We start from the raw sequence: 22,587 nt of genomic DNA, 5'->3' as shown, positions 1-22,587 counted from the left end.
CAGGAATTCCTCTTCTTTTGTTTGGATCAAGAAATTGATTTGCGTGGAACCGGTGCATCTCCGAGTTGATTCAGACGATGAGCGAATGAATCATTGCTTGCTGTCGGTGAACCTTGCAGCACGTCCTGCATCGAATAAGCTTGTGAGCCGTGCTCTGAAAAATCGAGTCCAACTTCTTCTTCTTCGGCAGTGACTCTGAGCGGCACAATGGTGCCGATTGCAAACAGTACAAGAGTGGTTGAAATTGAAGCCCATACAATTACAGCAAGCACGCCGACTGCCTGGATGCCGAGAATTTCAGCTCCGCCTCCGTAAAGCAGACCGCCGGTAGTATCAAATAAGCCGATTGCAAGCGTCCCCCAGATACCTGCAATACCGTGAACGGAAATAGCTCCGACCGGATCATCGACACGAATTTTGGAATCAAGCAAGCGAATCGCTTCGGTCATGACGACCCCGGCTATCAACCCGATAGCAAGAGCGCCGACGAGAGAAACGTTTGCTGCGCCTGCGGTGATGCCGACAAGGCCGGCAAGTGCGCCGTTCATTGTCAAGGAAGCATCGATACGGCCATAACGCAATCGTGTATATCCAGCTGTAGCGATAACTCCGGCAGAAGCTGCCAATAAGGTATTGGCAATTACTGGAGGTACTAGAGCGGGGTCGGCTGCCAAGGTGCTGCCTCCGTTAAATCCGAACCAGCCAAGCCAAAGGATGAAAACTCCCAATGCGCCGAGCGGCAAACTGTGGCCAGGAATCGTATTGATAGCCTTGCCGCTGTATTTGCCGATGCGTGGACCGATTTTCCAAGCGGCGATAAATGCGGCTACGGCTCCTGTCAGGTGGACTACTGTGGATCCGGCGAAATCGATAAAGCCGATCTGTGACAGCCAGCCGCCTCCCCACACCCAATGGCCGACAATCGGGTAAATGACAGCGGTCATGGCGATGGTCAACAAGATGTATGCAGATAAATTCATTCGTTCTGCTACAGCTCCGGAAATGATTGTTGCACAAGTGGCGGCGAAAACAGCTTGGAAGACAAAGAATCCGATATCTTCAACGCCTGATAAGGCGAATCCTTGTGTGCCGATTAATCCTAAAGACGAGGGACCGAACATAAGAGCATATCCGACGATAAAATAAAGAATGGACCCAAGTGAGACAGTAATCATATTTTTCATAAGAATGTTCAATGTGTTTTTAGATCGTGTAAACCCTGATTCCACCATGGCAAATCCTGCATGCATGAAAAATACCAACATAGCCCCGAGCATCACCCATAACATATCTACTGAACTTTGAACTGCTTCCATCCAATCTCCTCCTTATCCAATTGCGACTATGCCGCGTTCTTTTGTTCGGATGCGTATGGCTTCTTCGACTGGGAGTATGAAAATCTTGCCATCCCCGACTTGGCCGGTTGAAGCATATTCCAACAGCGCCTGAATAATATCCTCGACTTTGTCATCGTCCACTACCATTTCCAATTTCAATTTCGGGGAAAATTCCATGGTGTAGGCGTTGCCTCGGAATAACCCGACACGGCCTTCTTGCTTTCCGATTCCGGCGATTTCCGTTACACTCAAACCGTCTATTCCTTCAAGTGCCAAAGCCTGGCGAACGTCTGCAAAAACGGATGGCCGAATGATTGTCTCGATTTTTTTCATGTCTTCTCCTCCTTGATGTTAGGTTTGTTAACATCATAATTTATATTTTCTGAAAACGCAAGATTTTTTTTATTTAAATGTTAGGTAACCTTACATTAAAAACAGAGGTGAAAAGGAATGTATAGAATATCTGAAGAAATAGCTGCTTTGGGGAAACGAAGAATTGAAGGATACCCGGTAGAAGGCTTCGTTTGGGGAAGCGGACCCACAAATCCTGCTCTTATGCTTGTAGGCGAGGCGCCAGGAGAAAATGAATTGGAAACAGGCATCCCGTTTACCGGCAGAGCGGGAAAAGAGTTGATGGCTTCCCTGCAAAGTGTTGGCTTGTCGAGGGAAGACGTCTACATAACAAGCGCGGTCCGCAGCCGGCCGTATAAATGGGGGGCAAAAAAGAAGCGAAATGGAGAAATAATCGAAAGAAAATACAACCGTGCTCCGACGAAAAAGGAAATTATCGCGCATGCGCCCATATTAGATGCGGAAATTCGGGATGTCGGCCCACCGCTGATCGTGACCCTGGGAAATATTGGGCTGCAGCGCCTGATCGGACCGCAAGCGAAAGTAACGGAACTGCACGGCGTCCTCATGGAAACGCCAATTTTGCGGTGGAATGAGGAAGAAGGCAGCTTTAAAGAAACTGCTGAAGTTTATCATATTTTCCCTACATTCCATCCTGCCAGTGTCTTTTATAATCCGTCTGTTAGAGCACTTAAAGATGATGATTGGCGGAGATTAAAGGATCTTCTTGGAGAGATAAGATAAATGAATAATGGGAAATCTTTCTTAGTTGAAAAATGTTGCGCAAAGGAAACTTTTGCCGTACAATAACGTTATTCACTTGAATTGGAAAGAAGGCATGTCTATGGATAGTGCAGTCTTATTTGCGTTAGGATTGACTCTTTTTGCTGGACTCGCCACAGGGATTGGCAGTTTAATCGCATTTTTTGCATCCCGTACAAATACGAAGTTTTTATCAATTTCTCTTGGTTTTTCAGCCGGAGTCATGATTTACGTTTCTATGATTGAAATTTTCTTCAAAGCAAAAGATTCTTTGACGGGTGCCCACGGTGAGACGATGGGTTATTGGTTGACGCTTGCAGGCTTTTTTGGCGGAATGATCTTTATGGCAGGGCTGGATCGCATCCTTCCTCAATTGGGGAATCCGCATGAAGTTAAAACCGTGGAGGATATGGATGACGGGCCGACCAATGACGAATACGCCAGATTGCGTAAAATGGGTATTTTTACAGCGTTGGCTATCGGAATCCACAACTTCCCTGAAGGAATCGCCACATTTATGTCAGCTATACAAGATCCGGCTCTTGGGGTGGCGATTGCCATTGCGGTAGCTATCCACAACATTCCAGAAGGAATTGCAGTTTCGGTGCCGATTTATTATGCGACTGGAAGCCGGAAAAAAGCATTTCAGTACAGTTTTCTTTCAGGCATTTCAGAGCCGGTAGGAGCGATTGCGGCCTGGTTGTTCTTGATGCCGTTTCTTAGTGACACGTTATTCGGGATAATATTTGCCGGTGTGGCGGGCATCATGGTCTTTATTTCGCTGGATGAATTATTGCCAGCCGCTAAACGATACGACGAAGCACACCTGTCCATTTATGGGTTGGTAGCGGGAATGGCAGTCATGGCTGTCAGCCTGGTACTCATCGTTTAAATGAAACTTTTTGCCTCCTGTTCTCGTAGTAAAGAGAAAAGGAGGCTTTTTCTATGGATATCAAACACATTGAAGAAACTTTTTCAGAGGTGTCGAAAACATTGGGTTGGGCAGTGGATAAACGGATTGCCTTAGCCGTAACGAATATATACTTATCACGTGGCAAAGCCTTCGATGCCGAAGTTCATGAAGCTATTGTTGGAGTGATCAAAAAGAATGAAGGGTGGACGTCGCCGTTGCGCTCTCATCTGCTCCATGTAGCCGCAGCTTTCATGGCGGCGAAAGAAGAGGACGTGGAAAGTTCGCTGAAGTTGATCAACCAAAATCAGGGAGAGTTGAATAACGCGGGCTTCTGGAAAACATCCTATACGTATTTGGCGGCCCTGCTGATGAAGAAACCGAAAGAAGCGGACCGGGCAAGAAAATTATACGAAGAAATGAAAAAACACCATAAATTCCTGACCTCCAATGAAGATATTCCTTATGCCGTTTTATTGGGGAGCAGGGAAGGGTCGCTTGAAGAGAGAGCTGAAACGATGAATATATACTACCGTGATTTGCGTGAGCAGGGCTTCAATATGGGGAATGACCTTCAGTGGCTATCCCAGATCATGACGTTCGATTCGCCTGTTTATGATCCGGAAATGGTCGGCAGGGTTTTGGCGATCCACCAATTTTTTAAAGAAGAGAAAATCAAAATTCGTGCGGCGCAGTATCCCGTTCTCGGTTTTTTGGCGGTCATGCGAGCAGATGGGAAAGCGCTCCGGGGGATTGTAGAAAATACTCGTGAATTAGAGGGAAATAAAATTTTCCGTTGGTATAAAGATGTGGCGTTTTCAACTGCTGTGCAGCAGGCGCTGAATGATACGATTGACGCGCAGGAAATTTCGGCAATGACCTTCTCTACGTCACTGGAAACCTTGATGCAGGCCCAACAGGCTGCCATGATGGTCAGCATCAATGCGGCAGTCATCTCTTCGACCAATAGTTCCTCAGGTTCGTGATCATAGGGCAATGTTCGAACCGCAGTGGCTTTGTGCAAAGGGCAGCTGACAGAGATGGTTCAGCAAGAAGCACTTGGAAGAATATTATTTTGCTTAAATGAATTTACTTTAAATTAATTGAAAAAACAGACTTTTCGGTAGAGGGTTGTCACTGATTCTCCTACGGCGTATAGTGGTGTAAAGACAGTAGTTTACACGTGTCATGACAAGGAGAATGAAGATGTCAGTTTTAGTTGGGCAAAAACCAAGTACAATTTCAAGAAACAAATTATTGTGGGTCGCAGGACTGGGTTGGCTTTTTGATGCCATGGATGTTGGAATCCTTTCCTTTGTTATTGCGGCGTTGCATGAAGACTGGGGTTTGACTTCGAGTCAGATGGGCTGGATCGGCAGCGTCAACTCCATCGGGATGGCAGTAGGTGCTTTTGTTTTCGGGATTTACGCAGACCGGGTGGGCAGGAAGAAGATATTCATCATCACCTTGCTGTTGTTTTCTATAGCTAGCGGACTTTCTGCCTTTACTACCACATTAGCGGCGTTTATGATTTTACGGTTTTTTGTCGGGATGGGATTGGGCGGAGAATTGCCGGTGGCCTCCACTCTGGTTTCCGAAAGTGTACCAGCGAGAGAGCGCGGACGCGTGGTGGTCTTGCTCGAGAGTTTTTGGGCAGCAGGCTGGCTGGTTGCAGCGATTATTTCGTACTTCATCATTCCGTCGTTCGGCTGGCGGATTGCGCTGTTGCTGACGGCATTGCCGGCGCTCTATGCGCTTTATTTGCGTATCAATTTGCCGGATTCACCGCAGTTTTCTGCTAAAAAGAACGTTTTGCGATCCGTCTCTACTAATATTAAAGATGTCTGGTCCAAAAAATACAGACGGCCTACTTTGATGTTGTGGATTGTCTGGTTCACAGTCGTCTTTTCGTATTATGGAATGTTCCTATGGCTTCCGAGTGTGATGGTGCTCAAAGGATTTACGCTGATCCAAAGCTTTCAGTATGTATTGATCATGACACTGGCGCAGTTGCCTGGCTATTTCTCAGCGGCCTGGCTGATCGAACGCATGGGCCGGAAGTTTGTGTTGGTCAGTTACCTGATCGGAACAGCTGCAAGCGCTCTGGCGTTCGGCAATGCGGATACAATTGCTTTATTGATTGTGGCTGGGGCATTTTTGTCTTTCTTCAACCTGGGTGCCTGGGGCGCGTTGTATGCCTATTCGCCGGAGCAATACCCGACGGTTATCCGCGGGACCGGAACGGGGATGGCAGCATCTTTCGGGCGTGTCGGGGGTGTTCTTGGACCACTTCTAGTAGGCTCGATGCTGACAGCCGGTATTGGTGTGAATGTGATTTTTGCGATTTTCTGTGTATCTATTTTGATTGGAGCACTGGCGGTTGCGTTTCTTGGAACCGAAACAAAGCAATTGGAGTTGGAATGAAAAAGTGACAGGCGGCGCTCTCGATTTAGTTTCGGGAGCACTGCTTTTTTTTTCGGCCAAAGGAACTACTACCTTAAGGGAAACGAAGACTTCTTTAGCAAAGAAAAAATGGATGTCAGCAGGAATTTACCAGAATATAGCTAATACCATTAAGAAGAGGAATTACGACAGAATGGACGTGGGAAAATGGAATTGATTATCTATTCGGATTCAGCTGCTTTTTCAGAAAGGGTTGCTCCCTTGCTATATCAGAACGAAGATATCTATAGTTTATTTTTAGGAATACTCGGGCAAATCGAAGCGGAGCGGTATGAAGAATATTTTTTAGCTATTGGAGAAGAACAGGGAGAGATTGTAGCTGCATGCCTGATGACCCCTCCGCATGCTTTGCAGTTGGTGATCTTTCAGCCGCTGCCTGACATTGAACGAGAAGTTGCCGATCACCTGCAGAATCTGGGCGTGGAAGTCAACGGGATTGTAGGTGAACAGGAAACGAGCCGTCTTTTTGCTGAAGCCTGGACCTCTAAGAGCGGTGAGCAAATAAAGGTGCTGATGAACCAGGGGTTGTATCGCATCGACGCGGTCAATAAAGGGTTGCGGAAAAGTGAAGGAACATGGAGGATAGCGAGTAAAGAGTATGCGGAACTTCTGGAGGGGTGGTACCGCTTATTTGAAGAGGAAACGGGGATCGGCATCTCCACTCAAGCTGAAGCTGCACATAAGATTGATGACTTTCTGGAAAGAAAGGAAGTTTATATATGGGAAGTGGATGGGGTGCCTGTTTCCTGTATGAAGAAATCGCGGCCTTCCAAAAATGGCATCACTGTCTCGTTTGTATTTACCCCAATGCAATATCGGGGCAAGGGCTATGCCCGGACGCTGGTAGCCGAAGTCACCGATGAATTGCTGATGGAATATGATTTTGTAATTCTGTACACCGACCTCACCAATACAACAGCCAATAAAATCTATAGGGAAATCGGCTACGAACAAATCGCCAATCCGGTCCATCTTGTTTTTGAAGAGCAATAAATTTATGCCGACTGCTAAAGGAATAAAATAAAGGTGAAGAGGGTATAAAAAACCTAGGCTGAAAGAAACAGAAGGGAGCGGAGGCTATGATACGATTTGAAAACGTCACTAAGCGTTTTCCGGATGGAACGGAAGCCTTGAAAGACATTTCACTCGTTCTTCCCACTCATGAGTTGACTGCCATCATCGGTCCCAGTGGATGCGGCAAAACTACGCTGATGAAAATGATCAATAAGCTGGAAAAACCGACTGGCGGCACTATTTATATTGATGAAAATCCAATTAACGGAATGGATGAAGTTCAGCTGCGGCGATCGATCGGCTATGTTATTCAACGAATCGGCTTGTTTCCCCATATGACGATTTCTGATAACGTATCTCTTGTGCCGAAATTGCTGGAATGGCCTAAAGACAAAAAAGAAGCGCGGGTTCGGGAATTGCTGCAATTGGTCGGTCTTGATCCGGAAACTTACATGGACCGCTTTCCGCTCGAATTGAGCGGTGGGCAGCAACAGCGTGTAGGTGTAATCCGTGCACTTGCGGGAGACCCCAATATTGTCCTGATGGATGAACCGTTTTCAGCGCTTGATCCCATCAGCCGGGAACAATTGCAGGACGAACTCAGAAATCTTCAACAGACCATCAATAAGACCATTGTGTTTGTTACCCATGATATGGATGAAGCGTTGAAAATTGCCGATTCCATCATCGTTATGCGTGATGGCCAAGTGGAGCAGGTAGGGACGCCTCAACAATTGGTGGACGATCCGGCCAACGAATTTGTCCGTAACTTTATTGGCGTAGAACGTATCAATCAAAAGCGGGCATTCGGTGAAAAACGACTTTTGGAGTTTTTGGACTTATTTACTGCAGAATGGAGTGGCGGTGCCGAGAAGATTTCTGCGGATGCCACCATTGAAAAAGCATTTCTTCAATTGGACGACAGCCGCCATAATTACCTGGCGATTGTTGAAGGCGAGCAAATTATTGCGTATGCCACCGATCGCGATCTGTTGAAAGCGGCTTTGTTTAAAGAACAGGGGGTATCGGTATGAAGAGTTTTTTGGATACTCTCGTCAGCCGCCAAGATATGATCATCAGCGCTTTTCTGGAACATATCTATCTTTCGTTTGTAGCGGTGGCAATAGGTATCGCAATTGCCCTGCCGCTTGGAATCATTATTACGCGCTACCGCCGCTATGCTGAACCGATCATTGGGGTAACTGCCGTTTTCCAGACTATTCCAAGCCTTGCTTTGTTCGGTTTTTTAGTGCCAATTTTAGGGATCGGCTCACCTACCGCTTTAATTGCGCTGATCATCTACGCTTTGCTGCCGATTCTGCGCAATACGTATGCGGGAATTGTGGGAGTGGACGGCTCTACTATTGAAGCGGGGCGGGGAATGGGCATGACGCGGACACAGATCTTGCGGCAGATTGAATTGCCTCTTGCTTTGCCGTTCATCATGGCTGGAATCCGGACTGCGACTGTACTCACTGTCGGAATAGCGACACTTGCTACTTTCGTTGGAGCGGGAGGTCTGGGAGATATCATCTACCGCGGCCTGCAATCGTATAATAATTCCCTGGTCTTGGCGGGTGCCCTGCCGGTTGCGTTGCTGGCCATTGGATTTGATCAGATTTTGAAATGGATTGAAAAAAGAGCAACACCAAAAGGCTTAAAGACATAGGAGGAAATTGAGGATGAAAAAAGCGGCATTAGGTATTTTAGTGGCTGGAACAACTGTCATCATTGCGGGTTGCGGTCCGGGTGGAGGGACATCGGATCCTCTAGTGATCGGCGGAAAGCCGTGGACAGAGCAATACATTTTGCCTCATATCCTTGGGCAGTACATTGAAGCGAATTCCGAGTACACGGTGGAATATGAAGACGGGCTTGGTGAAGTGGCGATTTTAACGCCTGCATTGGAGCAGGGAGACATCGACATGTACGTAGAGTATACAGGCACCGGCATGAAGGACGTCCTGAAGGAAGAATCGGTGCCTGGACAATCTTCGGAAGAAGTGTTGGAAATTGTCAGAAAAGGATATGAAGAAACGCTGGACGCGACTTGGCTGGAGCCACTTGGATTTGAAAATGGTTATACATTAGCATTCTCAAAAGACAAAGGCTACGATGCTGAAACTTACTCGGATCTGGCTGAGATTTCGAAATCGGAAAATATGCGTTTCGGAGCACCGCATCCTTTCTACGAACGCCAGGGAGACGGCTTTGATGACTTAGTGGCAACTTATCCTTTCGAATTTTCAGCAACGGAAAGCTTTGATCCCGCGATTATGTACGAGGCCGTCAATAGTGGGGAAGTAGACGTCATTCCTGCCTTTACGACAGATAGCCGCATCGGACTCTTCGATCTCGAAACGACCGAAGACGATCAGTCGTTTTTCCCGAAATACGATGCAGTTCCTGTTGTGAGAATGGAGACGCTTGAGGAATATCCTGAACTTGAAGAGGTCCTAAGCGGACTGGCTGGACAAATCAGTGAAGAAGAAATGCTGGCTATGAACGCGCGTGTGGATGTGGATCAAGACCAAGCCAGTGATGTAGCGCGTGAGTTTCTGATTGAAAAAGGATTAATAGAAGAATAAGGACCAACAGGCGCGTGTGAAAAGCGGAATCAATAGCTTATCACCTTCGCCTTTTTCTATTTTATGGGAGCAGGAGTCAGGATTTTATAGTATTTAATTCCGTTTTCTTGTACAATTATTTTAACTTAAAATAGAGTGTAAATTCTGAAAACTAAGGAGGGGGAAAATGAGAAGTGGTCTGATTATTTGTATAACAGCGATAAGTGCAGCTCTTCTTACAGCGTGTGGAGGGCAGGCGGAAAATTCGGATCCCATCGTCATTGGAGGCAAACCGTGGACTGAACAGTATATTCTGCCGCAGATTTTGGGCCAATACATTGAAGCCAACTCGGAGTATTCGGTAAGTTACGAAGAAGGGTTGGGGGAAGTGTCGATTTTGACGCCGGCGATTGAAGACGGAGATATTGACATGTACGTTGAGTATACGGGGACTGGACTAAAAGATGTTTTAAAAGAAGAGTCCGTGATTGGGGAATCTTCAGAAGAAGTGCTGGCGCGTGTGCGGTCTGGCTACGAGGAAACTTTAGGGGTGACTTGGCTGGAACCGTTGGGCTTTGAAAACAGTTATACAGTGGCTTTTTCTAAAGACAGCGGCTTTGCGGCACAGACACTTTCGGAGCTGGCGGAAATAACCCGATTGCAACCTGTAAGCTTTGGTGGGCCCCATTCCTTTTATGAGCGTGAAGGAGATGGCTATGAAGATTTAGTATCCACATACAAAATGGAGTTTTCTGGAACTGAAAGTTTTGATCCTTCTATTATGTACGAAGCGGTTGCCGAAGGGAGTGTGGACGTCATCCCTGCCTTCACGACAGACAGCCGAATCGAATTATTCGATTTGCAGACCACCGAAGATGATTTAGGATTTTTTCCAAAATACGATGCTGTACCGATTGTCCGGCAAGAAACCTTAGAAGAGTATCCTGAGCTTGAAGATTTGGTGAATGAACTTGCCGGTCAAATCAGTGAAGAAGATATGCTGCTCATGAATGCAAAGGTTGACCAAGACCAGGCAATCGCAAGCGATGTAGCGCGTGAATTTCTGATTGAAAAAGGATTGATTGAAGAATGAGAGAGATTCTGCAGCTTCGGCTGTAGAATCTTTTTATTTGAAATACGCATCTTTTTTATTTTAGTTCAGCCTCTGCCTGATAGTGATCGTCACGGGGATTACTTCTTTATTTCTTCTAGCATTTGGGAATAGGTTCTTGTACAATGAATTTAATGAGTGAATAGTCATTCAATTCAGCTAAATGAAAGCGATTCCAATAATATGGTGGGGTGAGACATGTGAGAGAAGTTGTGATTATAGAAGGGGTACGTTCTCCGGTGGGAAGAAGAAAAGGTGCATTTGCCAATACACGTCCGGATGAACTGGCAGCGATCGTCCTAGATGAACTGGTAAAGCGTGCAGATGTAGATAAAAAAGAGATAGAAGATGTTATTTTGGGCTGTGTATCGCAGGCCGGTGAACAGGGCGGGAATATTGCCCGTACGGCCGCATTGATCGCTGGGTTTCCGGATTACGTGCCAGGTGTCACCATTGACCGCCAATGCGGATCGAGCCAGCAGGCTGTCCATTTCGGCGCACAGGCGATTTTAGCAGGAGATATGGACGTTGTTATCGCAGGCGGTGTAGAGAGCATGACGCGCGTGCCGATGTTCTCCAATATGCAAGGAGCTAAGCTGAGCGAAAAACTGACCAATCAATACGAAATCATTAATCAGGGGTTGTCAGCTGAACGGATTGCTGAAAAATGGGGATTCACACGCGAACAGTTGGATGCCTTCGCGGTACAGAGCCATGAACGTGCGCAACAAGCCATTCAGGCCGGACATTACGAACGTGAAATTGTGCCGATTGAAACGCAAGGGCCGGAAGGTGAAAGCCGGACAGTGGCGGTGGATGAAGGGCCGCGTCCAGGCACAACGCAGGAAGTATTGGCCGGATTAAAAACGGCCTTTGATGAAAATGGAGTAATTACAGCAGGCAATGCCAGCCAAATGAGTGACGGCGCTTCAGCCGTTTTATTGATGTCAGCTGAGAAAGCAAAAGAATTGGGCTTGAAGCCGAAAGCGCGGATTCTCGCGCGTGTAGTGGTGGGTTCTGACCCGACATTAATGCTGACAGGGCCGATAGCTGCGACAAAGAAAGTCCTTGAAAAAGCAGGGTTGGAAATCGGCGATATGGACCGCTATGAAGTCAATGAAGCATTTGCGCCGGTGCCGCTTGCTTGGCTGCACGATATCGGAGGAGATCCTGAAAAGTTGAATGTCAACGGCGGAGCAATTGCGCTTGGCCATCCACTAGGCGCGACAGGCACCAAACTATTGGTATCGCTGCTGCATGAGTTGGAACGGGCAGAAGGGCGCTACGGCTTGCTGGCTATTTGTGAAGGAATGGGCATGGCCAATGCGACGATTATTGAAAAACTATAAATCAATTGAATGTTGAGGGGGAAGACAATGGAATTTTCACAGGTGAAGGCAGTGGTGACAGGCGGAGCTTCCGGGCTTGGAGAAGCGACGGTGCGCCGCATTGCAGAAAGTGGCGGCAAAGCAGCTATATTTGATTTGAACGCAGAACGTGCACATAAGTTGATTGAAGAATTGGGCGAAGAATCGGTTGTTTACATGGAGACGGATGTGACAGATGGCGGACAGGTTGAAAGCAACATCAATGCAGCGGTTGAGCAATTCGGGGCGATCAATTTGATTGTCAACTGTGCAGGGATAGGAACTCCTGGAAAAGTGTTATCCAAAGGAACGCCGATCGCGCTGGATCAATTTGAAAAAGTCATCAAAGTGAATTTGATCGGCAGTTTTAATGTAATCCGAGTGGCTGCGGCAGCCATGCAGAAGAACGAACCGAACGAGGAAGGCGAGCGCGGAGTCATCATTTCAACCGCCTCCGTTGCAGCCTATGAAGGGCAGATTGGCCAAGCGGCCTATAGCGCTTCAAAGGGTGGGGTCGTATCGATGACGTTGCCGATAGCGAGAGAACTGGCGAGAGACGGCATCCGTGTCATGGCGATTGCGCCTGGGCTGATGGAGACGCCGATGGTGGAAGGGCTGCCGGATGCAGCCATTGCTTCCTTGTCTGCAGCAGTGCCATTTCCGGCACGCCTCGGAAAACCTGCTGAATATGCACAATTGGTCGAAAGCATTACAGAAAATCCGATGCTGAATGGCGAAACGATCCGGCTTGACGGAGCAATCCGCATGCAACCGAAATAAGGGGGACGAAAAAATGGGGAAATACCGTTTTGAAGAAGAAGAGCACGTCATGTTCCGCAAGTCGTTGCGGAAGTTTTTGGAGAAAGAAGCAATCCCAAAGTATGAACAGTGGGAAAAAGATCGCCTCATTCCAAAGTCATTTTGGAAAAAGCTTGGAGAAATGGGCTTTTTAAGTCCTCAAGTAGAAGAGCAATACGGCGGGCTTGGCCTGGATTTTCGTTATGCGGTCGTAATTGGAGAAGAAATGGAGCGGGTGGGCGCCAGTTTGACAGGTGTTGGGCTCCATAATGACATTACGGTTCCTTACATTGAAGCCTATGGAAACGAAGAACAGAAACAGCGCTGGCTGCCAGGCTGTGTTTCTGGCGATCACATTACAGCGATTGCCATGACAGAGCCGGGAGCTGGATCTGACCTGGCTAATATATCAACCACTGCCGTTCGGGATGGCGACAATTACATAGTCAATGGCCAGAAGACCTTCATCACCAACGGCATCAATTCGACGTTGGTTTTAGTGGTGGTGAAAACCGATCCAAAAGCAGAACCGAAGCATCGCGGAATTTCGTTGCTGATGGTGGAAGAAGGAACGCCAGGCTTTACAAAAGGGCGCAAGCTCGACAAGGTCGGCCTCCATGCACAGGATACATCCGAGCTGTACTTTGAAGACTGCATAGTTCCTGCAGCAAATTTGATCGGCGAAGAAAACAAAGGCTTTACTTACCTGATGGAAAAACTGCAGCAAGAACGCCTGGTGGTTGCCATGGCAGCTCAAGTGGCTTCAGAAGATATGCTGGAAATGACCTTGGATTACGTGAAATCAAGAAAAGCCTTTGGCAAACCGATCGGCTCGTTCCAGAATTCCCAATTCAAGTTGGTGGAAATGGCGACGGAAATCGAATTGGGCCATTCGTTTTTGGAGTCGCTCATTGAAGACCATATGGCTGGCAAAGACATCGTCTCCAAAGTATCGATGGCGAAATTTTGGCTGACCGATACGGCGAAAAGGATTTCCGGAGAATGCATGCAATTGCATGGGGGATATGGATATATGGAAGAATACAAAATTGCCCGGCGCTACCGTGACATTCCGGTAGCCGCGATTTATGCGGGTTCCAATGAAATCATGAAAACCATCATCGCCAAACGGATGGGGCTCTAAATGAAGGATGCGTTGAAAGGCGTTCGCGTACTGGATGTCACTTATTATGTTCCGGGACCGTATGCCGGCATGCGGCTCGCTGAATTGGGAGCGGAAGTCATCAAAGTGGAGCCGCCTGCCGGTGACCCTGCTCGCTATATGAGCGGCGGCCATGTCCATCGGGCCAATAACCGGGGGAAGAAAATTGTCCATATCGACTTGAAATCACCTGAAGGGCGTTTAGAGATGTTGGATTTGGTGAAAAGTGCGGACGCGCTCATTGAAACATTCCGGCCGGGCGTCATGAAAAAATTAGGCTTGGATTATGACAGTTTGAAAGCGGTTAAACCGGATTTGGTTTATTGCTCTTTATCGGGGTACGGGCAAACCGGTGAAATGGCAAGCCTTGGCAGCCATGATCTGAACTATATGGCTTTATCCGGTGCCTTGGATCAATTGGCGGATGCTTCCGGAAAACCGGTCCATCCGACCAATACTTTTGCTGATTTTACTGGAGGCCTATTGGCGTCTGAACAGCTGATTGCGGCATTGTTGAAGAAATTCAGGACCGGCGAGGGACAGTATTTGGATATCGCCCTTGTGGAAGTAATGGCGGAATTTCTTGGCAACCATGATGTCTACCATGAAGCGGGCATTTCAGAAAAAGGAGTACCTGAAATCGGCGGCGCACGTGTCAGCTATGCTATTTATGAAACAAAGGATAGCCGTTATATGACGTTAGGCGCGCTGGAAGACAAATTCTGGCGGGCGTTCTGTGAGTTTGCCCAACGGCCAGAATGGCTTGAGTGGGCAGAGAAACCACTGGATAGCCCCGAACACCGAGAAATAACGGAGTTTTTCAAATCGAAAGACTGGCTGGAATGGTACCAAATATCCTTGCAGGTGGATGCCTGCCTGGCGCCTGTATTAAAAGCGCATGAACGGCATGAGCACCCGTTTTTCATCGAAAAAAATAGAGCGAAAAAGGAGTCGGATGTGACATGATGGATTCGCCATTATTATTATCAGCTTTCGTAAAAAGAGCAGAGCGTTACTTTCCGGAAAAACTGATCATTTCACGGACTGGAGAAAACAAGGTCCATCGCATTCCTTATAAGGAGTTTGCTGTGCGGACTCGAAAATTGGCTGCTGCTCTAACGAAAATGGGGATGGAGCGGGGCACGAAAGTTGGAAGTTTTGCCTGGAACCATCATCGTCACTTGGAATTGTATTTTGGCGTGCCGGGTGCCGGCGCGATTCTGCACATGATCAATATTCGCTTGTCTCCGGAACACATCGCCTATGTCATCAACCATGCGGAAGATGAAATTCTGCTGGTTGACCATGATTTATTCCCATTGATTGAAAAATTGGCGCCGATGTTGAAAACAGTTAAACATTTTGTCGTCATGAAAGATGGCAACGATTTGCCGGAAACGGCACTTGAAAACGTCTATTCCTATGAAGAGTTGTTGGCTGCTGAAGACGGCAGCTTTGAATTCCCGGAAGATCTGGATGAAAATACACCCGCTGGCATGTGCTACACGTCGGCAACGACCGGCAATCCAAAAGGCGTGGTCTATACGCATAGAGGATTGGTGCTCCACAGCTATGCGTTGGGTATGAATGATGCTATGGGCTTGTCAGAACGTGACATTGCCTTATCGATTGTGCCGATGTTCCATGCCAATGCATGGGGCTTGCCGTTTGCTTGTGTTTTGTTCGGGACGACGCAAGTATTGCCGGGGCCTGGATTTGCTCCAGGGATGCTGCTGGATTTGATTGAATCGGAGAAAGTGACGTTGACTGCCGGCGTTCCGACGATCTGGATGGGTGTTTTGAAGGAATTGGAAGCCAATCCGCGAAATATTGATACGCTGCGGATGATCATCTGTGGGGGATCCGCTTCACCAAAAGGGTTGATCCGGGCGTTTGAAGAGAAATACCATGTGCCTTTCGTAACAGGATACGGCATGACGGAAACATCGCCGCTTGTCAGTCTGGCCGTCACAACTTCAGCTATGGCTGATCTGACGATGGACGAGCGCATCGAGCGCCGCTCCATGGCCGGCTTGCCGATGCCGGGACTGGAAGTGCGGATCGTCAACGAAAACGGCGAGGCTCCATGGGATGGTGAAACGATGGGTGAGCTGAATGTCAAAGGCGCATGGATCGCTGATGAATACTATAAAGACGAACGGACCACAGATGCGTTCAAGGATGGTTGGCTTTATACGGGTGACATTGCTGTGATCGAGCCGGATGGCTACATCAAGCTGACAGACCGCACGAAAGACCTGATTAAGAGTGGCGGAGAATGGATCTCCTCTGTCGATTTGGAAAATTCCTTGATGACCCATGATGCAGTCTTTGAAGCAGCTGTGGTCGCCGTTCCTCATGAGAAATGGATGGAACGACCGCTTGCTTGTGTGGTGCTGAAAGAAGGCTACGCGGAAGACGAGGCGACGAAATCGGAATTGCTGGCCTATCTGGAGAGCCAATTCGCCAAATGGTGGGTACCGGACGATGTGGTCTTCTTGAAGGAAGTGCCGAAAACATCAGTCGGAAAATTCCTCAAAGCGGCTTTAAGAAAAGAATTGAACGGCTATTACCAGTAATTTTTATTGATTTGAGCGCAAGTGCCCAGAAAACTTTGGGCACCTGCGCTTTTTTTATCCGTTTTGATGGAAAATAGAACTACTTTGCTGGTCTTTCTTGTATCGGTTAAAGTGGTATGGCTGCCTACGCATTTCTTTTACTTGACAGAATATACAAAACCTTTTAACATAAGGGTCAACTTGTTGTACGAGAAGCAAGTCCTTTTGAGAGAAGAGCCCAGAGAAGACGAGAATAGAAGAGTGTATAAATCGAGGATTGAGACGAGTAGGCAGGGAAATCCATTTAGAGAGTCAGCGGCTGGTGGGAGCTGATTGGGTGATCTGCGCGAATGGACTTAGGAGAGCTGGCCTGAAAGCGGAAGCGAGTAAGGGAGACGTAAGCCCTGCGTTAAAGGGAAAGGCGAAGAGCCTGTTTAAGTGAGTGCAGAAATTTATTGCATTAATGCGTGGTGGTACCGCGGTTTCAACCCGTCCCCGCAATCAGATAGCTATCTGATTGCGGGGATTTTTGTATTTAAAAACGAGACGAGGAGAGATTAGCATGAGCAGAGTAGAGAATATGAGCGAGCAAACAATGTACGAAAAATCATTGGAAATTTTGAACGGCACTATAGATGAGCAGCGGGTAAAAGCATTTTTAACAGGTTTGCATGAAAAAGGTGAAACAGCAGATGAATTGGTGGGCTTAGTCAAAGCGATGCGCGAAAAAGCGGTAGAGCTGCCAATGGTAGAAGGGGAACTGGTTGATGTTTGTGGTACAGGTGGTGACCGCTCATACAGTTTCAATATCAGTACGTTGACCGCTTTTGTGCTGGCAGGTTGTGGGTTGACAGTAGCGAAGCATGGAAATCGCAGTGTTTCGAGCAAAACCGGCAGTTCGGATGTATTGGAGGCGCTTGGCATTTCCACCGAATCGGACATCGAGTCAATTCCGATGATGCTTGATCAGACGGGGATTGCGCTTTTATTCGCCCCGGCCATCCATCCGGCACTTGGGGGAATGCGCCAGATTCGTAAAGAGATCGGGACTCCGACTATTTTCAACTTGGTGGGCCCATTGGCGAATCCGCTGCCGATTACAATTCAAATGACCGGCGTCTACCGCCGCGATATGCTGGAACCGATGGCTGATGCCTTAATCCGGTTAGGGCGAAAGAAAGGTGCACTGGTTCATGGGGCTGGCGGATTGGACGAATTGTCACTTGCAGGAACCAATGAACTGATCATCTTCGACGAGAACGGCAAGCGGAAAATGACCATCCATCCAAATGAAGTCGGTTTGGAAGTTGCTTCAATTGAAGCGATTCGTGGAGGCGATCCGGAGCGCAATGCAGAAATCTTTATGGATGTACTGTCTGGAAATGACAGCCCTTATCTGGATACAGTGGCATTGAATGCAGGTACGGTTCTGTATGTCAGCGGCAAGGCTGAAACGGTGAAAGAAGGCGTTCAGCAAGCGAAGGCTTCGCTGCAAGCAGGCGAAACTGCACGGGTCTTTGACTTGCATCGCTTAGCGGCGGGGGTGTTGGTATGACGACGATACTGGATAAAATCATTGCAACCAAATATGAAGAAATAAAAACATATCAACCAATCGAACAAAGTGCGGCCGTCTTTCCTGAAAAAACGAAGCTGCTGCAGCATTTGCAAGAAAAGAATGGCGTCATTTCGGAAATCAAACGTGCTTCTCCTTCGAAAGGGGATATCCAGACAGAAGTGGATATCGTGGCACAAGCGAAAAAATACGAAAAAGCAGGGGCGGCTGCAATTTCAGTGCTGACCGATGAAACTTATTTTAAAGGATCGATCAATGATTTGCGTGAAGTGGCGCAAGCGGTGTCCATTCCTGTCTTGTGCAAAGATTTTATGGTCAGTGAAATTCAGATTGACCGGGCTCAACAAGCAGGAGGCACCATCATTCTGTTGATTGTCGCAGCATTGGAAAAGCAGCAGCTGCAACACTTGTATCAGTACGCTCTTTCTAAAGGACTCGAGGTGTTAGTGGAAGTCCACGATGAAGAGGAACTGAAGGAAGCATTGGAGCTGGATGCCAAATTAATTGGCGTCAATAACCGTAATTTGAAGACTTTCGAAGTGTCAATTGAACGGACTGCGCAATTGGCGGAGAAGTTTCCGTTTGACGGTGAGCGCGTACTCATCAGTGAAAGTGGGATGCACACAAGAGAGGATGCGAAATTTGCCTATGCGAACGGAGCTTCCGGAATTTTAGTGGGCGAAGCGTTGATGCGGTCTGAAGATCCCGGCAACTGGATCCGTCAAGCAACCAGTGAGGAGGCAGTCAAGTGACCAAAGTGAAAATCTGTGGTTTGAAAGAAGAACAGCATGTCCAAGCAGCGAAGCGGGCTGATGCAATCGGATTCGTCTTTGCCCCAAGCAAACGGCAGGTGACAATTGAGCAAGCCGCGCAATTGGCTAAGCACATTCCAGCAGATACAGATAAAATCGGTGTCTTCGTCAACGCTTCTTTAGAAGAAATTGAAGATACAATAGCTGGCGTTCCGTTGACGATGGTTCAGCTGCACGGGGATGAGCCGGACGAATTGGTCGAGGCGATTCGCGTACCCGTCATACAAGCTTTCTCGATCCGCACAAAAGAAGACGTCGACCAATTGAAAAAATCACGGGCTGATTATGTGCTGGTGGATGCACCGGGTACCGATTACCGTGGAGGCAGCGGCAATGTCTTTGATTGGACTTTATTGGACGGAGCCGATATCGACTCATCCCGCCTGATTGTGGCGGGAGGCTTGAATCCCGAAAACGTCCATGCGGCAATCGGCCAAACGGCTCCTTATATGGTGGACGTTTCTAGTGGAGTTGAAACCGAGGGACGCAAAGACTCTTCGAAAATACAGGAATTCATTAAACAAGTAAAGGATGATTCGATGGAACAGACAATAGAAAAAACAGGATTTTTCGGTAAATATGGTGGGCAATTTGTGCCGGAAACCTTGATGAAAGCAGTTAAGGAATTGGAGGATGCTTACAACGAAGTAAAAGAAGATCCTGAATTCCAAAAAGAATACCATCACTATTTGTCTGAATATGTGGGACGTGAACAGCCGTTGACATTCGCGAAACGGATGACTGAAGCATTAGGCGGTCCTAAAATCTATTTGAAGCGCGAAGACTTGAATCATACCGGTGCCCACAAAGTGAATAACGCGATTGGCCAGGCGCTGCTTGCAATGCGTATGGGCAAACGCAAAATTGTAGCGGAAACCGGAGCAGGGCAGCACGGTGTGGCGACTGCAACCATTTGTGCGCTTTTTGATCTGGAATGCGTTATTTTCATGGGTGAAGAAGATATTAAACGCCAGCAATTGAACGTCTTCCGCATGAAATTATTGGGTGCCCGTGTTGAAAGTGTCACGAAAGGCAGTGCGACCTTAAAAGATGCCGTCAATGAAGCCTTGCGCTACTGGGTTGCCAATGTAGAAGATACTCATTATTTGATCGGTTCGGCTCTTGGGCCACACCCATTTCCGACGATGGTTCGCGATTTCCAAAGTGTCATCGGCGAAGAAACCAAACGGCAGATTCTTGATAAAGAGGGCCGACTGCCTGATGCCATCCTGGCATGTGTCGGCGGGGGCAGCAACGCCATCGGCATGTTTTATCCGTTCATTCAAGACAAAGATGTCCAGTTGATCGGTGTTGAGGCTGCAGGTGAAGGTGTGGATACAGAAAAGCATGCTGCAACGTTGACCAAAGGAACCGAAGGCGTGCTTCATGGCGCATTGATGAAATTATTGCAGGACGATGCCGGCCAGGTGCAGGAAGCGCATTCGATTTCTGCTGGGCTTGATTATCCGGGAATTGGTCCAGAACATGCGCATTTGGCAGACATAGGCCGTGTTGAATACCGCGCGATTACCGATGAAGAAGCGTTGGCTGCGGTCATCAGCATGTCCCGCCTTGAAGGGATCATTCCTGCACTTGAATCGGCTCATGCGATTGCGGAGGCCGAAAAGCAGGCGAAGGCGATGACTGCCGATCAGATTATGGTCATTTGCGTATCAGGGCGCGGCGATAAAGATATGGCTACGTACGCTGAAAAATTGGAGGGACTGTCATGAATAGACTGGAACAGCTGAAAAGTTCAGGGAATAAAGCATTTGTCGCTTATATCATGGCGGGAGATGGCGGTCTCGGCCGTTTGAAGGAACAAGTGCAGTATTTGCAGAAAGCAGGCGTGACGGCCATTGAAATCGGTATCCCTTTTTCGGATCCGGTAGCGGACGGCCCGACGATAGAAGCGGCGGGAAACCGTGCCTTGAAACAAGGGGTCACCCTTCAGAAAGTATTGGAAGAACTGCAAAGCTGGACTTTTCAGGTTGAAATCCCGTTATTGGTCATGACCTATTTGAACCCGGTGCTGAGATTCGGTGTGGAACGTTTCGCTACTGAATGCGGCAAGGCTGGAGTCTCAGGCGTGATTATTCCGGATCTTCCTTTCGAACATAAACAGCTGGTACAGCCTTACGTGGATAAAGAGGGCATCAAGCTGATTCAGTTGGTGACTTTGACGACGACCGATGTTCGTTTGAACGATATTCTCAGCGAAGCGGAAGGTTTTGTTTATGCAGTGACGGTTAAAGGCATTACAGGGTCGCGTGATGAAATGTCCGAAGAAGTCAAAGCGTTCATGCGGAAAGTCCGGGAGAAAAGCCCGGTTCCGGTCTATGCCGGTTTCGGTATTTCGAAAAGCAGCCATGTCGACTTGCTGCGTGATGACGTGGATGGCTTTATTGTGGGAAGTGCCATTGTCGAAGCTTTCAATGACAATAGAATTGAAGAAATCGAACCGCTTATCCATGCAGTGACTGCCGCCCATTCGGTATAATACCGATAGGAGGGGATTTTATGTTTACACCACTTGCTGCTGATTTCTTTCATGCTCCCACTTTGGAACTGTCCCGTAATTTGCTTGGCCAGATTTTGGTCCATGAATTGCCGGAAGGCCTCGTGGCGGGACGCATCGTCGAAACGGAAGCCTATATGGGAGCGGAAGATCGCGCTGCCCATAGCTTCGGCAATCGGCGCACGAAACGAACAGAAATCATGTTCGGAAAACCTGGCCTTGTTTATACCTATCAAATGCATACCCATACATTGATCAATGTCGTCAGCGGGCCGGAAGATACCCCGCGGGCAATTTTGATTCGTGCAGTCGAACCGGTCGAGGGCATTGACTTGATGGCAGAACTGCGCGGAAAACATATGCCGATCAAGCAATGGACCAGCGGACCCGGAAAGCTGACCAAAGCGCTGGGCATTACAATGGATTATTACGGCCATCACTTTACAGAAAAGCCGCTTTACATTGCACAAGGAAATCCGGTCCATGCAGTCGCAGTCGGGCCGCGTGTCGGCATCGGAAATTCACTGGAAGCTGTCCATTACCCTTATCGTTTCTGGGAACAAGACAATCCGTTTGTCTCGAAATTTCGTTAGTTCTGTGTTTAATTTCCTTCTTTCGTGGAATACTGAGAAAGAATGATTAAAACAGAAGGAGTGGAAGATAGTGGCTAAAATTGCAACGTTAATTACAGATATGTTCGAAGATGTAGAATATACAGATCCGTCGAAAGCATTCAATGACGCAGGTCACGAAGTTTTCACCATTGAAAAAGAAGCGGGCAAAGAAGTGACAGGCAAACAGGGTGAGGCGGTTGTTGCAATCGACAAGGGAATTGACGATGTCAGCCCGGACGATTACGATGCACTGTTCCTGCCGGGCGGATTTTCACCGGATCAGCTGCGTGCAGATGACCGTTTTGTTAAATTTACAAAAGCATTCATGGATGCGAAAAAACCGGTCTTTGCGATTTGTCATGGCCCGCAATTATTGATTACGGCCAAAGCATTAGAAGGCCGCAAAGCAACAGGGTATAAATCGATTCAAGTTGATATGGAATATGCAGGAGCTACAGTAGTCGATGAAGAAGTGGCAGTATGCCAGGACCAATTGGTGACGAGCCGCCAACCGGATGACTTGCCGGCATTCAATCGCGAATCACTTCGTCTGCTGGAACAATTGGCTTAATAAGAAAATGGAAACCGGATCAGCGTTGCTGGTCCGGTTTTTTATGGATAAAAGTAAAATGAAATGGAAGAGAGCGAACACGTTATACCGGTAGTT

23 protein-coding genes and 1 other annotated feature are annotated in these 22,587 nt (G+C 47.8%); of the genes, 21 read left to right on the top strand and 2 right to left on the bottom strand.

From position 1 onward, the window contains the following. Positions 1-26: 26 nt before the first annotated feature. Entirely contained in the window at positions 27-1,316 is a 1,290-nt protein-coding gene (locus QMA04_RS15445) for an ammonium transporter (RefSeq protein WP_191715496.1), read from the bottom strand. A 12-nt stretch (positions 1,317-1,328) separates the two neighbouring features. After that, on the bottom strand, positions 1,329-1,670 hold the full coding sequence (locus tag QMA04_RS15440; protein ID WP_142827327.1) for a P-II family nitrogen regulator: 342 nt from the start codon (positions 1,668-1,670) through the stop codon (positions 1,329-1,331). Positions 1,671-1,787: 117 nt separating this feature from the next. Between QMA04_RS15440 and QMA04_RS15435 the strand changes: the two genes are divergently transcribed. From QMA04_RS15435 to QMA04_RS15330, 21 genes are all read left to right on the top strand, one after another. Further along, positions 1,788-2,432 carry a uracil-DNA glycosylase gene (locus tag QMA04_RS15435; RefSeq protein ID WP_191715497.1) on the top strand — a complete coding sequence of 215 codons (645 nt, stop codon included), beginning with the start codon at positions 1,788-1,790 and terminating at the stop codon, positions 2,430-2,432. A 100-nt stretch (positions 2,433-2,532) separates the two neighbouring features. After that, positions 2,533-3,342 carry a zinc transporter ZupT gene (gene zupT, locus QMA04_RS15430; RefSeq protein ID WP_191715498.1) on the top strand — a complete coding sequence of 270 codons (810 nt, stop codon included), beginning with the start codon at positions 2,533-2,535 and terminating at the stop codon, positions 3,340-3,342. A 53-nt stretch (positions 3,343-3,395) separates the two neighbouring features. Continuing rightward, entirely contained in the window at positions 3,396-4,346 is a 951-nt protein-coding gene (locus QMA04_RS15425) for a DUF4003 family protein (protein WP_290186816.1), read from the top strand. A gap of 220 nt (positions 4,347-4,566) precedes the next feature. Then, positions 4,567-5,784 carry an MFS transporter gene (locus QMA04_RS15420; RefSeq protein ID WP_203340471.1) on the top strand — a complete coding sequence of 406 codons (1,218 nt, stop codon included), beginning with the start codon at positions 4,567-4,569 and terminating at the stop codon, positions 5,782-5,784. Next, positions 5,750-5,980: a hypothetical protein gene (locus QMA04_RS15415; RefSeq protein WP_290186814.1), complete on the top strand. Its 231-nt coding sequence runs from the start codon at positions 5,750-5,752 to the stop codon at positions 5,978-5,980. Before QMA04_RS15420 ends, QMA04_RS15415 begins: the two co-directional genes overlap by 35 nt. Beyond that, the gene (locus QMA04_RS15410; RefSeq protein ID WP_290186812.1) at positions 5,971-6,816 is read left to right on the top strand and encodes a GNAT family N-acetyltransferase; all 846 of its coding nucleotides are present in this window, start codon (positions 5,971-5,973) and stop codon (positions 6,814-6,816) included. The genes QMA04_RS15415 and QMA04_RS15410 overlap by 10 nt, the downstream gene beginning before the upstream one ends. An 86-nt stretch (positions 6,817-6,902) precedes the next feature. Continuing rightward, positions 6,903-7,871: an ABC transporter ATP-binding protein gene (locus tag QMA04_RS15405; RefSeq protein WP_290186810.1), complete on the top strand. Its 969-nt coding sequence runs from the start codon at positions 6,903-6,905 to the stop codon at positions 7,869-7,871. After that, positions 7,868-8,506, top strand: a complete 639-nt coding sequence (locus QMA04_RS15400; protein ID WP_191715503.1) for an ABC transporter permease — start codon at positions 7,868-7,870, stop codon at positions 8,504-8,506. Before QMA04_RS15405 ends, QMA04_RS15400 begins: the two co-directional genes overlap by 4 nt. Before the next feature lie 13 nt (positions 8,507-8,519). After that, the gene (locus QMA04_RS15395; protein WP_191715504.1) at positions 8,520-9,425 is read left to right on the top strand and encodes a glycine betaine ABC transporter substrate-binding protein; all 906 of its coding nucleotides are present in this window, start codon (positions 8,520-8,522) and stop codon (positions 9,423-9,425) included. A 166-nt stretch (positions 9,426-9,591) separates the two neighbouring features. Then, positions 9,592-10,497, top strand: a complete 906-nt coding sequence (locus tag QMA04_RS15390; RefSeq protein WP_290186807.1) for an ABC transporter substrate-binding protein — start codon at positions 9,592-9,594, stop codon at positions 10,495-10,497. A 218-nt stretch (positions 10,498-10,715) separates the two neighbouring features. Continuing rightward, on the top strand, positions 10,716-11,864 hold the full coding sequence (locus QMA04_RS15385; protein WP_290186805.1) for a thiolase family protein: 1,149 nt from the start codon (positions 10,716-10,718) through the stop codon (positions 11,862-11,864). Positions 11,865-11,891: 27 nt separating this feature from the next. Next, positions 11,892-12,662 carry a 3-hydroxyacyl-CoA dehydrogenase gene (locus QMA04_RS15380; RefSeq protein WP_290186803.1) on the top strand — a complete coding sequence of 257 codons (771 nt, stop codon included), beginning with the start codon at positions 11,892-11,894 and terminating at the stop codon, positions 12,660-12,662. 13 nt (positions 12,663-12,675) lie between these two features. Then, positions 12,676-13,824, top strand: a complete 1,149-nt coding sequence (locus tag QMA04_RS15375; protein WP_290186801.1) for an acyl-CoA dehydrogenase family protein — start codon at positions 12,676-12,678, stop codon at positions 13,822-13,824. Further along, positions 13,825-14,808, top strand: a complete 984-nt coding sequence (locus QMA04_RS15370; RefSeq protein ID WP_191715509.1) for a CaiB/BaiF CoA transferase family protein — start codon at positions 13,825-13,827, stop codon at positions 14,806-14,808. Beyond that, positions 14,805-16,421 carry a long-chain fatty acid--CoA ligase gene (locus tag QMA04_RS15365; RefSeq protein ID WP_290186798.1) on the top strand — a complete coding sequence of 539 codons (1,617 nt, stop codon included), beginning with the start codon at positions 14,805-14,807 and terminating at the stop codon, positions 16,419-16,421. Before QMA04_RS15370 ends, QMA04_RS15365 begins: the two co-directional genes overlap by 4 nt. A 243-nt stretch (positions 16,422-16,664) precedes the next feature. Beyond that, positions 16,665-16,900 (top strand) — a binding site (T-box leader). A gap of 62 nt (positions 16,901-16,962) precedes the next feature. Further along, positions 16,963-17,955, top strand: a complete 993-nt coding sequence (gene trpD, locus QMA04_RS15360) for an anthranilate phosphoribosyltransferase (RefSeq protein WP_290186796.1) — start codon at positions 16,963-16,965, stop codon at positions 17,953-17,955. Then, positions 17,952-18,728, top strand: a complete 777-nt coding sequence (trpC, locus tag QMA04_RS15355; protein WP_191715512.1) for an indole-3-glycerol phosphate synthase TrpC — start codon at positions 17,952-17,954, stop codon at positions 18,726-18,728. The genes trpD and trpC overlap by 4 nt, the downstream gene beginning before the upstream one ends. Then, a complete protein-coding gene (gene trpB, locus QMA04_RS15345) occupies positions 18,725-20,521 on the top strand; it encodes a tryptophan synthase subunit beta (RefSeq protein ID WP_191715513.1) in 1,797 nt (598 codons plus the stop codon). The genes trpC and trpB overlap by 4 nt, the downstream gene beginning before the upstream one ends. Continuing rightward, entirely contained in the window at positions 20,518-21,288 is a 771-nt protein-coding gene (gene trpA / locus QMA04_RS15340; protein ID WP_290186794.1) for a tryptophan synthase subunit alpha, read from the top strand. Before trpB ends, trpA begins: the two co-directional genes overlap by 4 nt. A 20-nt stretch (positions 21,289-21,308) precedes the next feature. Then, on the top strand, positions 21,309-21,899 hold the full coding sequence (locus QMA04_RS15335) for a DNA-3-methyladenine glycosylase (protein WP_290186793.1): 591 nt from the start codon (positions 21,309-21,311) through the stop codon (positions 21,897-21,899). Positions 21,900-21,969: 70 nt separating this feature from the next. After that, complete coding sequence (locus tag QMA04_RS15330; protein WP_290186792.1) at positions 21,970-22,491, top strand: type 1 glutamine amidotransferase domain-containing protein; 522 nt, start codon at positions 21,970-21,972, stop codon at positions 22,489-22,491. The last annotated feature ends 96 nt before the right edge of the window (positions 22,492-22,587 follow it).

It is taken from the genome of Planococcus sp. APC 3900 (assembly GCF_030407735.1).
In the GTDB taxonomy this organism is placed as follows: domain Bacteria; phylum Bacillota; class Bacilli; order Bacillales_A; family Planococcaceae; genus Planococcus; species Planococcus notacanthi.
Note: the sequence above shows the minus strand (reverse complement) of the source record. Positions and strands in the feature narration are given on the sequence as shown.